Origin of the sequence: Allobosea sp., assembly GCF_048595345.1 — a bacterium.
Lineage (GTDB): Bacteria > Pseudomonadota > Alphaproteobacteria > Rhizobiales > Beijerinckiaceae > Allobosea.
Window position 1 is genome coordinate 1 of sequence record NZ_JBMDWH010000045.1, and the last position, 12,364, is coordinate 12,364.

Sequence of the window (12,364 nt, forward strand, 5' to 3'; positions counted from 1 at the left end):
GCCCTTCGACTTCGACATCTTCGCGCCCTTCTCGTCGCGAACGATGGCGTGGATGTAGACGTCCTTGAACGGCACCTCGTCCATGAAGTTGAGGCCCATCATCATCATCCGGGCGACCCAGAAGAAGATGATGTCGAAGGCCGTGACCAGCGTCGCGGTCGGGTAATAGCGCTTCAGCTCGTCGGTCTCGTCGGGCCAGCCCAGAGTCGAGAACGGCCACAGCGCCGAGGAGAACCAGGTGTCGAGCACGTCCTCGTCGCGAGTGAGCGCAACGGGGCCGCCATAATGGCCGACCGCGAGCGCCTGTGCGGCAGCCTCGGATTCGGCGACGAAGACCTCTCCGTCCGGCCCGTACCAGGCCGGGATCTGGTGGCCCCACCAGAGCTGGCGCGAGACGCACCAGGGCTCGATGTTCTCCAGCCAGTCGTCATAGACCCTGGTCCAGTTTTCGGGCGTGAACCTGGTCCGGCCGTCCTTCACGGCCTTCAGCGCGCGGTTGGCGAGCGGCTTGACATCGACATACCACTGGTCGGTCAGCCAGGGCTCGATCACGACGTCGGAGCGGTCGCCATGCGGCACCATGCTGGTGTTCGGCTCGATCTTCGCCAGAAGCCCGCGCTCTGCCATCAGCGCCACGACGCGGCGGCGCGCCTGGAAGCGGTCGATGCCGTCCAGCGTCAGCGCGTCGGCCTCGGGCGCGGCGTCGCGGGCAAAATCCTCGTTGCCGGCGAGGGTGATGCGCGCCTCGGCATCGAGGATGTTGACGATCGCGAGCTTGTGGCGCTTGCCGACCTCGAAATCGTTGAAGTCGTGAGCCGGGGTGATCTTGACCGCGCCGGTGCCCTTTTCGGGATCGGCGTAATCGTCTCCGAAGATCGGGATCACACGGCCGACGAGCGGCAGCACGACGTTGCGACCGATCAGATGGCCGAGCTTTTCGTTCTCCGGATGCACCGCGACGCCTGTGTCGCCCAGCATCGTCTCGGGCCGCGTCGTGGCGACGGTGATGTAGGTGGCAGGGTCGGCAGCGTCATAAATGGCGCCTTCGAGCGGGTAGTCGAAGTGATAGAGGTGGCCGCCCGGGTCCTTGTTCAGGACCTTGTCGAGCTTGGCGGCGTCGAAGTCCTCCTCGCCGCCGCGCTGCCATTTGAACGAGCCTGTCTTCTCGACCTGCAGCACCTCGAGATCCGAGATCGCGGTCTGGAATTTCGGATCCCAGTTCACCAGCCGCTTGGCGCGGTAGATCAGCCCCTGCTTGTGCAGCCCGACGAAGACCTTGAGGACGGCCTGGCTCAACCCCTCATCCATGGTGAAGCGCTCGCGCGACCAGTCGCAGGAGGCACCGAGCCGGCGCAGCTGGTTGACGATCGTCCCGCCAGACTCCTCCTTCCACTTCCATACCTCGGCCAGGAAGGCCTCGCGGCCCATGGTCCGGCGGTCGGTGCGGTTCTCGGCGGCGAGCTTGCGCTCCACCACCATCTGCGTCGCGATGCCGGCATGGTCGGTGCCGGGCTGCCAGAGCACGTCCTTGCCACGCAGGCGCTCGAAGCGGCAGAGCACGTCCTGCAGCGTGTTGTTGAGGGCGTGGCCCATATGCAGCGAGCCGGTGACGTTCGGCGGCGGGATCACGATGCAATAGGGCTCGGCGCCCGGCGCGGCGCCGCGACCGGCCTTGAAGGCCTGCGCCTCGTCCCAGGCCTGGCTGATCCGGGCCTCGACGGCTGCCGGCTCGAAAGTCTTGTCCATCATCGCATCGCTCGAACGCAGAACGGCCGGGAACCCCGTCCCGGCCGTTTGAAAAGGGCCAATCGCTCTAAGAGCGCATGCGCGCCCTGCCCGTCAACGCTTTCGATGACGACCGAAGTCGGATGCTTCCGACTTCGGTCATGCGAGACCGCCGCCAGGCGTCAGCCGATGTTGGACTGGATGAACCAGAGCGACTTGTCGAGCATGCGCGAATAGGCGGTCAGCAGATCGGCGGTGTCGGCGTCTCCCGCCTCGTCGCAGGCGTCGATGGATTCGCGCACCTTGTTGCCGGCATCGGCGTAGTGCTCGACGAGCGCGGCGAGATGGTCCTGCACCGAGACGATCTCCGTCGGATAGGCCTTGAGCGATGTCGTCTGGGCCGTGGTCTGCGTGGTGCCGAGCGCGATACCGCCGAGCTGGGCGATGCGCTCCGCCACCGTGTCGACATGGACGTCGAGTTCATCACGGAAGCCGTCCAGCATCAGATGGATGCCGATGAAGCCGGGGCCCTTGAGGTTCCAATGCGCCTGCTTGGTGACGAGCGACAGGTCGATGCCGTCGGCGAGGCGTTCGTTGAGGATGCCGATCACCTTGGTCTTGGTGTTGGAGGCCAGATCGATGCGGCTCGATTTCACCACCTTGTCGCCAGCGGCGGTCTTCGGTGCGGTGGCCATTTTGGGGGCGGCCGCGGCCTTGTCAGACTTGCTCATGCTCTTGTCGGTCATGGATTTGGCCATTGGCGGCGTCCCTGGTGCGAATTCGGTGGCGGATCGTCGGAGTTCCGGCCCGCGATCCCGGCGATCGGCCCTCACGGCCCCGCCGTCCACGACTACGCGCCCGGCCCGGCGATGTTCCGAAGCGGCAGCGGGCCAGGCTGGAACCGTTCGGCCTCCCTGCCGTTGGACATTCGAAGCCAACAGCAGATGTGCCCGGAGGGTAAGCATGACTCATCACACGGATCAGGATCGCGTCTGGGAACTCGTCGACTCGATCAAGTTCGCCATGCTCGTCACCCATGACGGCCAGGGCGACGAGCTGCGCGCCCGCCCGATGCACGCCCATGGCGAGCGGGAGGAGGACACAATCTATTTCCTGACCGATCGCCGCCACCACAAGGATGACGAGATCCAGGTCAACGACAATGTCTGCCTCGCCTTCGCCGACACGAGCGGGCATAAATATCTCTCGGTGACCGGCACGGCGAGCGTGCTGGACGACCGCCAGAAGGTCCATGATCTCTGGGACGCCAGCAACAAGGCGTTCTGGGAGAACGAGGACGATCCGAACATCCGCGTCCTGCGCGTGCGCCCCAGCATGGCCGAGTTCTGGGACAGCCCGGGCAAGATCGTGACCAGCGTCAAGATGGCGGCCGCTGCGCTCACCGGCGCCAAGCCCGATCTCGGCGAGAACCGCAAAGTCGCCCTCTGAGGAACGGAACCGATGAAACTTCTCGTGAACGCCCTGGGGGCCTGGGTCGCGATCCGCGCCGCCGAGGGACAGTATTCCCGGCCCGCCGCGATCGGCATCGCGATGCTCGTCTCGCGCCTCGGCCCCGGCGCGATCGCGCTCACCCTGGCCGGCTACGGGCTGAAGCGGCTCGACGAGGCCGGTGCCTTCGACGATTTCAAACAATCGCGTGGATCGCTTCGCAGCGCCGGTCGCGGTCGTCTATCACGGCCGGAGCAGGACGACGCCGAAGGCGATGACCGGTCGGCCGGCGATGAGAGCGCCCCGGCGCGCGGCACGGCACGCGCCTCCGGCTGAGATCGGCGTTCGGCGGGACCGCCCAAACCGCGAGGCAGAGCCGCACAATCGTGCGACTCTGCCTTTTTTCTGAGCGCCGCCCTGGCATCAGCGGCCCAAGCATCTGAAATCTCGAATATTTCACTGCCCGAAAAAACAGTCAGAGATGCTAACCTTTTCCCCTTGCGGGTAAACGTTTGCCGTCCTATCTCTATTGCAGCGCAGCAGAGATGTTGCGTCGCCCTCCTTGGGCGTTTCCTCCCTAGACTTGGGCTGCGCTCTGCGCGGCCCTTTTTTCTTTTTAGGCCCTTTTGGTCGGTTGGCCTTGCCGGCTCGGGCGACTACCAGCGGCGCCAGCCATACCAGCGCGGGCCGTAGAACCCGTCGTCGAAGCGGTCGAAGCGGGCACGCCGCGCAGCGGCCCGGTCGAGATCGAGCTGCATCAGGCAGTTGGAGAAAGCCTCGCTGGGCGCCCTGAAGCCGTAGGACCGGCATTGTGCCTCATCGGCTGCCCGCAGATCCTCGGTGGTGATGCAGCCGCCCAGCGCGCCTGCGACGAGCAGCACCGCGGCGAATTTAATCGAAGACATGACCGCCCTCCTCTCTCGGCGCCGGTCCGGCAGCGACCAGCGCGACGGCGAATCGCAACGAAACGGCAGTCAAAGCCTTGCCGTTCGCTTTGACAACGCATCAGCGCGAGAATCGGATCGGCACCGCCAGCGAAATCCCGCCGCCTCCGCCCAGCCCCTCCGGCGGCGCCGGCACGGGGCTGGCGCGGCGGATCATCGCGACCGCCTCCTCGTCGAGCGCCTCATCCCCGGAGCCGCGCACCAGCCGCGCCGAGGTCACGCGTCCGCTGCGGTCGATGCTGAAGGCGACCTGCACCACGCCGGGGCTCGCCCCACCGGGAAAGCGCTTGTAGCGGTTGAGATGAGCGATCAGCGAGCCGCGCCAACTCGCCGCGGCGGCAGGCGAGGCCGATGATGCGCCGGCTGCCGGCGCGGCGGCGCGATCCGAGATGGAAGCCTGCGCGCTCGGCGCCGAGGTCCGCTCGGCGCGGGGCCTGTCCGGGTTGATCGGCTTTTTTCGTTCGACGATTTTGGGTGGCGGCTTGCGCTTCACCTCCTTCGGCGGGGGCGGCTCCGGCTTTTTCGGAGGCGGCGGGGCGAGCGTTGCGGCGACATCCGGCAGCGGCGGCAGATCCGGCAGCTTGATCTCCGGCTCGGGCGCGGCCACCGGCTCCGGCTCTTCCTGCGGAGGCGGTTCCATCTCCTTGGGCGGCTCGACCGCCTTGGGCGGCTCGGGCTCGGGCTGGGCTTCCACCATCTCGGGCCCGGGCGCCAAATCCTGCTGCGGGGTTTCCGGCGCGACCGCCAAAGGCGCGAGCTCGATCATGACGGCGGCGGGCGTCGCGCCTGCCGCGGCTTCGGCACGCTGCCAGTTCGCCGCGACCCAGCCGGCTCCGCCATGGGCGCCCGCGACGACGAGCGCCGCCACGCCCCAGCGCAGGGCCGCCGGGCCATAGCGATCCAGCGGCGAGCGGCGGAGCGTCACGGCTTTGCCCCCGCGGCGCCCTGCCCCGTATCCTCCAGCCCGACCAGCGCGATCTTGAGATAGCCCGCCGCCCGCAGCCGGTTCATCACCTCCATCAGGTCGCGATAGGGCACCGCCCCATCCGCGCGCAGGAAGACGCGCTGCTCCCGGTCGCGGTTGGTGCGCTGGTCCAGCACGGCCTGCAACGCCTCGCGCGGGACGGCGTCGTTGCCCAGTGCCAGCGACAGATCGCCCTTCACGGTGAGGAAGACCGGGGTGTCCGGCCGCGGTTGCGGCTGGGCGTTCGAGACCGGCAGATCGACCGCGACATCCACCGTCGAGAGCGGGGCCGCCACCATGAAGATGATCAGCAGCACCAGGATGACGTCGATGAAAGGCGTGACGTTGATCTCCGCGACCTCGCCGAGATCGCCATCCTGGGCATCCTTGAGCGAGACGGCCATGGCCTACTCCGCAGCCTGAAGCGGGGGCCCGCCCCGCAGGGACGGGCCGGCCGGCCGCCGGCGCCGCTCCAGATCGCGCGAGAGATGGCGCAGGATTTCGCCCGAGGCATCCGAAAGGATGGCGCGGTAACCCGTGATCGCGCGGGCGAAGACGTTGTAGACGATCACGGCGGGAATCGCCGCGACGAGGCCGATCGCCGTCGCCAGCAGGGCCTCGGCGATGCCTGGCGCGACCACGGCGAGATTGGTCGTCTTCGACTGGCTGATGCCGATGAAGGCGTTCATGATACCCCAGACGGTGCCGAACAGCCCGACGAAGGGCGCAGTCGAGCCGATCGTCGCCAGCACGCCGGTGCCGCGCGCCATCGCCCGCCCGGCCCGCGCCTCGACCCGCGAGAGCGCGATGGCGGCACGCTCCTTGATGCCGTCGGCACCGAGATCGGCCGAACGGCTCGCCTCGTCGAGAGCCGCGGCCGTCAGGGCGCCCACCGGCCCGCCCAACCTGCGGCGCCCGGCCTGCATCGCCTGTGCCGCCGTCTGCAGGCTGTCCGCCGCCTCCAACTGGCGCACCCCTCGTCCGGCGGCCGAGCGCGCGGCCATCAGCTCCATCGTTTTTGCAAGCCAGATCGTCCAGGTGACCACCGAGGCGAAGGCGAGCCCGAGCATCACCGCCTTCACCACGATATCGGCCGCCAGGAACATGCCCCAAGGCGAGAGGTCATGCGGCAGCGCGGCACTCGCGGAGGCCGCATCCGCAGGGGTCGGCGCGCCGGGCGCGGCCGGCATGGTGGGGTGAGCGGCGGTCGGCGGGCTGATGGCCATTTGCGGCAAAGCCGGTGGCATCAGGGGCAGGTTGCCCGGCGCGGACGGGGCCGCTACCGGTGCGGCCTGCTCCGGCGCCTGTGCCCTCGTGCTCGCGCAGGGAAGCATCAGAAGGCCGGCAGCGACGAGCGCCGCGAAGCAACACCTTGCCGCACCAGCCGGCGGGGCCGAACGAAAGACAGGTCTCATCACCGATCCCATGGAGGCGGCAGCGCCCCTCCGCACCGACTCCTCGCGACCGGGCGGACGACTTGGCGTCAGCGCCCGACCTTAAGACCGGAGCGGCGTTCCTTCAGTTTGGAACAGTTAAAAATAACAAGCCTTTTCAATGGCTTGCTTGAAGAACGAGTGTGGGAAAGACCCGCCTGTGTCAAGGGGCGCAGGCGGTCGGGAGGGCGAGCACGCCTCAGGAGGGGATGGCGTTTACCCGCGCTCGCCGGGCTTCTCACGGATCGCGGCCTGCAACGCCGCCAGATGGTCCCGCGCGGACTCGGTGGCCGCCGCCTCGAGGGCGCGGAAGCGCATCACCAGCATGCGGCCGAGCTCGGTCAGACTCGCCCCGCCGCCATTGCGCCCGCCGACCTGGCGCTCCACCACCGGCTCGCCGAACAGCGCGTTCAGCTCTTCGACCAGATCCCAGGCGCGGCGATAGGACATGCCCATGGCACGGCCGGCCGCAGAGATGGAGCCGAGCGCTCCGATCTTTTCCAGAAGCTCGATCTTGCCGGGGCCGATACGGCCTTCCGGATCGAGCTCGATGCGCAGACTGAGCGAAGGCACGGGGTCGCGGCGCTTTCCCTGATACAGCCGCCGATTGCTAGAGCATCGGACCGAAAAGGGGAATCCACTTCTCGAAGCAAGCGGATGCTCCAGCAAGATCTTGGCGCATCGCGAGCGCGCGGATGCGCGATGGCCCGGCACCCCGCCGCGGCGCCGCGCTGAGGCCGGCTCAACGCGGATCGAACGCGACGGATCTCGCCGCGAAACGGACCTTTAAGTCGTCAGAACGATCTCGCCCGCTTCAGAACGGGATGTCGTCGTCCAGATGGCTGGAGGAGGAGCGGCCGCCGCCACTGCCGCCACCGCTCGACATCGCAGGCTGGCGCGAGCCGCCCCCGCCCATCGCGCCTGAGCGGCCGAAGGAGCCGCCGCCGCCCGAGCGATCCTCCATATAGCCGCCGCCGGAGCCCTCGCCGTACTCGTCGCTGCCGCCGCCCTGGCGGCTGTCGAGGATGGTCAACTCACCACGGAAGCGCTGGAGCACGATCTCGGTGGTGTATTTCTCGACGCCGGACTGGTCCTGCCATTTGCGGGTCTGGAGCTGCCCCTCGATATAGACCTTCGAGCCCTTGCGCAGATATTGTTCGGCGACCTTGGCGAGGTTCTCGTTGAAGATCACGACCGAGTGCCACTCGGTGCGCTCCTTGCGCTCGCCCGACTGCTTGTCGCGCCAGGTTTCCGAGGTCGCGATGCGCAGATTGACCACGGGCTCGCCGCTGCCCAGGCGCCGCACCTCTGGATCGCGACCGAGATTGCCGACCAGAATGACCTTGTTCACGCTGCCAGCCATGGCGGCTTCCTTCCTGCGCACTTCATCACGAAACCGGCCCGCTGGACCGGTGACGGACCCTAGAGCGCAGCCGGGGCGAACGCAACGATGTTCTTTCTTTGTTCTATATCTCTGCAAGGGTTGTCCCCGGCTTTCGTCCGGCCCGGCGTCCGGTCGCTCAAATGCAGGGCATTGCTTCAAGCCCGCCTTCAGGAGGCTGTGGCTAAAGCAGCCGGCCGGGAGGAGCCGATGTCGCTGAAATTCATGATCGCCACCGCCGCCGCGACGATGCTGCGGCAGATGCCCATCGTCACGGCCGCGCCGGCTCAGCCGCCGCTCGTCTCGCATGCGCTCGGCGATCTTGCGATGGAGCCCTGCCCGATCACGCCGGACTGGGTGCTGGAGGGCGATCCGCAGGCGCGCATCGCGCTGCATTCGCGCAGCGGCGACGAGGCGGCGACGACCGCCGTATGGGACTGCACGGTGGGCACCTTCCGCTGGCATTTCGACTGGGACGAGACGGTGGTGATCCTCGAAGGCGAGGTCCATGTGACGGCCGAGGATGGTTCGCAGCGAACCTTGCGGACCGGCGACATCGCCTATTTCGCCGGCGGCACCTGGGCGACCTGGCGGATCGAGCGCTACCTGCGCAAGATCGCCTTCTGCCGCAAGCGCTTCCCCAAGCCGGTGGCGCTGGCTTATCGCCTGCGCAACGCCCTGCGCGGCGAGGCGTCATCGGGCGGCCTGGCCGCCTGAGCTCAGGCCGGGGTCGCCTCCGGACCCCAGATTTGCGCCTCGGTGAAGCCGAGCGCGGCGAACTCCCCCGCGCGCAGGGGCGCCTCGGCGGCCGGGAAGAATTCGTCGAGCTGCGGCGGGGATACCGCCGTGCCGCTCAGCATCGCATGCGCCTGGCCGCGATGGTGGATCTGGTGCTGGAAGAGATGCAACAGCAATCGGCCCAGCCTCTCGCGCTGGACATGGCTATGGCGGTCGATGCTGACGACGCGCCCAAATCCGCCCTCGCCCGCCGCGTCCACCACCGCGATCAGCCGCCGGTCGACCGCGCGCTGAGCCTCCCGCAGGCTGGGCACGTCCCGGCAGGGTTCGGGATCGGCCCAGGCGTCGGGACCCAGCCGGCCGCCTTCCATCGCATCGACATAGAAGCGGTCGATCACGAGGATATGGTTGAGCGTCGCGCGCAGGGTCGGGAAGAAGCCGGTCCGCGGGGCCGTGAAATCTGCCGGCGACAGGCCTTCGCAGGCCCTGAGCAGCCGGTCGTTCGCCCAGGCGTTGTTGTGAGCCATACCGCGGAAGATCAAAGGGGCGTCCATCGTCGCAGTCTCCTCGCCGTCATCCCGCCCTGTCGAAGAAGCCGCACCGCTTCAGGACCATGATGGTGCGCCGCGATCATCTGCCGAAACGCGGGACGGTGCATGACAGGAGCGCTCGACTGGACCTTGTCGAATTTCAAAAGATGTCCGAAGGGGCGTCCACGCGATCGACGCCAAAGGATTCCCTCATGACCCTGGCCCATGGCCGCCCGCTCCTCGCCATGCCGGGCCCGACCAATATCCCCGACCGCGTGCTGCAGGCGATGATGCGCCCGGCGGAGGAACTGGCTTCGGCCTCGATCACCGGGATGACCGATTCGATCCTCGCCGATCTCAAGCGCGTCTTCCGCACGACTGGCGAGACCTTCATCTACGCGGCCAACGGCCATGGCGGCTGGGAGGCGGCGCTGACCAATGTGCTCTCGCGCGGCGACAAGGTTCTGGTGCTGGAGAGCGGGCGCTTCGCCATTGGCTGGGGCGAGATGGCCGGGATGATGGGCGCGGCCATCGAGATCATGCCTGGCAGCTGGCGCAAGGCCGTCGACCCGGCGGCGCTGGAGGAGCGGCTGCGGGCCGACAAGGCCCATGCGATCAAGGCGGTGATGACCGTGCAGATCGACACCGCCTCCGGCGTCGTCAACGACATCCCGGCGATCCGCCGCGCCCTCGACGCCGCCGGCCACCCGGCCCTGCTGATGGTCGACGGGGTCGCCTCCGTCGGCTGCATGCCCTTCGAGATGGACGCCTGGGGCGTCGATGTCGCGATGAGCGCCTCGCAGAAGGGGCTGATGGGCTCGCCAGGCCTCGCCTTCGTCGCCGCCAATGCCAAGGCGCTCGCCGCCCATGAGAGCGCGGACATGCGCAGCGGCTATTGGGACTGGACCGGACGGCTCACCGGCCTCGGCTATATGAAGCATTGCGGCACGGCGCCCGAGCATCTGCTCTTCGGCCAGCGCGCCGCGCTGGACATGATCTTCGAGGAGGGGCTGGAGGCGATCTGGGCCCGCCATGCGGCGCTCGCCGCAGCGACCCATGCGGCGGTGGAGGCCTGGTCGGCCGGGGGCGTGCTCGGCTTCAGCGTGCCGGAGCCGTCAGAGCGCGCCCCTTCCGTGACCGCCATCCTGACGCAAGGGATCGACCCCTCGATCATCACGAATTTCACACGCGACATCTGCGGCGTCTCGCTCGGGCTCGGCATCGGCGATTATGCCGGCAAGGCCTTCCGCATCGCGCATATGGGCCATCTCAGCGCTGCCGCGCTGCTCGGCACGCTTGGCGCGGTGGAGCTGGCGCTGCAGGCCGAGGGGATCGCGCATGGCGCGGGCGGCGTCACCGCCGCGATCGCGAGCCTGGCGCAGGCAGTGTAGCCGCCGCGGGCCGCAACAGCGGCACGGCCCCTCTCGCCAGAGGGCGCGCGGCGCTTTATGCCTCAGGCCATGAGCCGCAAGCCGCCCCTCGCCTCGCCGATCCGCCGCCGCGACCTGCTCGCCGGCATGGGAACGGCCGCGCTGGCGGGTGCCCTTCCCCGCCGTGCCGACTCGGCACCGACCAGACCGGAGCCTGCGAAACCGGCCCTGCCCGCTTCGGCCCCGCTGCCCCAGCCCTCCCCCGAACCGCCCACGCGCACCCTGACGGCGCAGCCTGCCAAGCTGCGCCTGCGCCCCGCCCCCGCCGCCGAAACCGAGATCTGGGCCTTCGACGGCGCCACGCCCGGGGCGACCCTGCGAATCCGCCAGGGCGAGACCCTGAAGCTGAAACTGGAGAACAAGACCACCGCGCCGCTGTCGCTGCACTGGCAGGGCCTGCGCGGCGCCGCCGCGCAGGACGGGGTCGGCGGCTTCAGCCAGCCGGCGGTCGCGCCCGGCGCCAGCGCCGAGATCCAGCTGACGCCGCCCGATGCCGGCAGCTTCCTCTACCGCCCGCTGGTGATCGGCGGCTCCTCGGAGCCGGCTGGACGGGGCCTGTCAGGGCTGCTCGTGGTGGAGGAGCGCGAGCCGCCGCCGGTCGATCTCGATCTGCCGCTGGTGGTGACGGACTGGCTGCTCGGCGACGACCAGACGATCCAGCCCTTCATGCTCCAGAGCAATGCCTCGGCCACCGCCGGGCGGCTCGGGAGCTGGCTGACCGTCAGCGGCAAGGCCCCGCCCTATACACTGCGGCTGCCGCCGCGCTCGCGGATCAGGCTGCGGCTCGCCAATGCCTGCAACGCCCGGATCATGCGGCTGCGCTTCGACGACGCTAAGGCTTCGGTCATCGCCGTGGATGGCCAGCCGACCGAGCCGTTCGAGCCCGTGCATGCGCAACTGCCCTTCGCACCCGGCACGCGCTACGACGTGGTCCTCGATCTGCCGGAGGCGGCCGGCGCCTCGCTGGGCATTACGGCGCTGGTCGGGCCCGGATTGCCTCTGCTGCGGCTGGTGACGGAGGGTCCGGCCAAGCCCGCGCGCCCCCAGCCGGCAGTGCTGAAGCTCAACCCCGCCTTGCCGGCGGCGGTGCGGATGCAGGATGCGCTGCGGCCGAGCGTCGTCATCGAAGGCGGGGCCAGGCCGACCCCGGAGCGGACGCTGGATTTCGCCGGGCTCGACCTCGCCCGGCCCTGGACGGTCAATGGCGGCATCGGCAGCGCCGAGGGCAAGCCGCTGTTCAGCGTCAAGCGCGGCACGCCCGTGGTGATGGCGATCGACAACCGCACGGCCTTCATCCAGCCGATCCATATCCACGGCCACGCGGTGCGCCTTCTGCACCCGCTGGACGATGGCTGGGAGAACTATTTCCTCGACACTGTGCAGATCCCCGAAGGCAAGAAGCTGCATGTCGCCTTCATCGCCGACAATCCCGGCCGCTGGCTGATCTCGTCATCGGTGCTGGAGCGCTTCGATCTCGGGCTGTGGGGCTGGTTCGAGGTGGTGTGAGGGGCGGTCGGCGATCGGGCTTCGATAGCTCCGCCATCTCGACTGCCGACTGCCTCATTGCCGACTGCCTAGACCCAGCCTCTCCACCACATCCTGCACGATCGCCTCCTTGCTGTCCTCGACCGAGACGACCAGCGGATTTTCGTCCGGGCCGGGCTCCTCCAGCGTGGCGAACTGGCTGTCGAGCAGCGCGGGCGGCATGAAATGATGCTGGCGGGCGGCCATGCGCCGGCCGATCAGCTCGCGCGAGCCCTTGAGATAGAC

The 12,364-nt window shown here is 68.6% G+C and carries 14 protein-coding genes and 1 pseudogene; 5 read left to right on the top strand and 10 right to left on the bottom strand.

Annotated features, from left to right (window positions below; all coding sequences use genetic code 11):
* Both valS and dps read right to left on the bottom strand, forming a co-directional pair.
* A partial coding sequence (valS, locus tag ACOJTB_RS05325) for a valine--tRNA ligase (protein ID WP_420101483.1) occupies window positions 1-1,749 on the bottom strand: 1,749 nt, incomplete at its 3' end.
* A gap of 158 nt (window positions 1,750-1,907) precedes the next feature.
* Window positions 1,908-2,420: a DNA starvation/stationary phase protection protein Dps gene (gene dps / locus ACOJTB_RS05330; protein WP_420101496.1), complete on the bottom strand. Its 513-nt coding sequence runs from the start codon at window positions 2,418-2,420 to the stop codon at window positions 1,908-1,910.
* 268 nt (window positions 2,421-2,688) lie between these two features.
* Between dps and ACOJTB_RS05335 the strand changes: the two genes are divergently transcribed.
* Window positions 2,689-3,174 carry a pyridoxamine 5'-phosphate oxidase family protein gene (locus ACOJTB_RS05335; protein ID WP_420101484.1) on the top strand — a complete coding sequence of 162 codons (486 nt, stop codon included), beginning with the start codon at window positions 2,689-2,691 and terminating at the stop codon, window positions 3,172-3,174.
* Window positions 3,175-3,186: 12 nt separating this feature from the next.
* Window positions 3,187-3,510 (top strand): hypothetical protein, encoded by a 324-nt coding sequence (locus ACOJTB_RS05340; protein ID WP_420101485.1) that lies wholly within the window; start codon window positions 3,187-3,189, stop codon window positions 3,508-3,510.
* A gap of 320 nt (window positions 3,511-3,830) precedes the next feature.
* Here ACOJTB_RS05340 and ACOJTB_RS05345 read toward each other — a convergent pair whose 3' ends face one another.
* The 6 genes from ACOJTB_RS05345 to ssb form a co-directional block, all read right to left on the bottom strand.
* Complete coding sequence (locus ACOJTB_RS05345; RefSeq protein ID WP_420101486.1) at window positions 3,831-4,079, bottom strand: hypothetical protein; 249 nt, start codon at window positions 4,077-4,079, stop codon at window positions 3,831-3,833.
* Window positions 4,080-4,179: 100 nt separating this feature from the next.
* A complete protein-coding gene (locus ACOJTB_RS05350) occupies window positions 4,180-5,043 on the bottom strand; it encodes an energy transducer TonB family protein (RefSeq protein WP_420101487.1) in 864 nt (287 codons plus the stop codon).
* The gene (gene exbD, locus ACOJTB_RS05355; protein WP_420101488.1) at window positions 5,040-5,486 is read right to left on the bottom strand and encodes a TonB system transport protein ExbD; all 447 of its coding nucleotides are present in this window, start codon (window positions 5,484-5,486) and stop codon (window positions 5,040-5,042) included. Before exbD ends, ACOJTB_RS05350 begins: the two co-directional genes overlap by 4 nt.
* Before the next feature lie 3 nt (window positions 5,487-5,489).
* Window positions 5,490-6,308: a tonB-system energizer ExbB gene (exbB, locus tag ACOJTB_RS05360; RefSeq protein ID WP_420101489.1), complete on the bottom strand. Its 819-nt coding sequence runs from the start codon at window positions 6,306-6,308 to the stop codon at window positions 5,490-5,492.
* A gap of 423 nt (window positions 6,309-6,731) precedes the next feature.
* Window positions 6,732-7,088, bottom strand: a complete 357-nt coding sequence (locus ACOJTB_RS05365; RefSeq protein WP_420101490.1) for a winged helix-turn-helix domain-containing protein — start codon at window positions 7,086-7,088, stop codon at window positions 6,732-6,734.
* Between the two features lie 241 nt (window positions 7,089-7,329).
* Window positions 7,330-7,878 (bottom strand): single-stranded DNA-binding protein, encoded by a 549-nt coding sequence (gene ssb, locus ACOJTB_RS05370; protein WP_420101491.1) that lies wholly within the window; start codon window positions 7,876-7,878, stop codon window positions 7,330-7,332.
* Window positions 7,879-8,106: 228 nt separating this feature from the next.
* On the opposite strand from ssb, the gene ACOJTB_RS05375 reads away from it, so the two are divergent.
* The gene (locus tag ACOJTB_RS05375; RefSeq protein ID WP_420101492.1) at window positions 8,107-8,613 is read left to right on the top strand and encodes a cupin domain-containing protein; all 507 of its coding nucleotides are present in this window, start codon (window positions 8,107-8,109) and stop codon (window positions 8,611-8,613) included.
* A gap of 2 nt (window positions 8,614-8,615) precedes the next feature.
* Here the strand turns inward: ACOJTB_RS05375 and ACOJTB_RS05380 are convergent, their stop codons facing one another.
* Window positions 8,616-9,188 (bottom strand): DinB family protein, encoded by a 573-nt coding sequence (locus ACOJTB_RS05380; protein ID WP_420101493.1) that lies wholly within the window; start codon window positions 9,186-9,188, stop codon window positions 8,616-8,618.
* A 188-nt stretch (window positions 9,189-9,376) separates the two neighbouring features.
* Here ACOJTB_RS05380 and ACOJTB_RS05385 point away from each other — a divergent pair, with 188 nt between their 5' ends.
* Both ACOJTB_RS05385 and ACOJTB_RS05390 read left to right on the top strand, forming a co-directional pair.
* The gene (locus ACOJTB_RS05385) at window positions 9,377-10,555 is read left to right on the top strand and encodes a pyridoxal-phosphate-dependent aminotransferase family protein (protein WP_420101494.1); all 1,179 of its coding nucleotides are present in this window, start codon (window positions 9,377-9,379) and stop codon (window positions 10,553-10,555) included.
* Window positions 10,556-10,624: 69 nt separating this feature from the next.
* Window positions 10,625-12,100: a multicopper oxidase family protein gene (locus tag ACOJTB_RS05390; RefSeq protein WP_420101495.1), complete on the top strand. Its 1,476-nt coding sequence runs from the start codon at window positions 10,625-10,627 to the stop codon at window positions 12,098-12,100.
* Window positions 12,101-12,154: 54 nt separating this feature from the next.
* On the opposite strand, the pseudogene ACOJTB_RS05395 reads toward ACOJTB_RS05390, so the two are convergent.
* Window positions 12,155-12,364 (bottom strand): annotated as a pseudogene (locus ACOJTB_RS05395) (hypothetical protein); the annotation flags it as partial.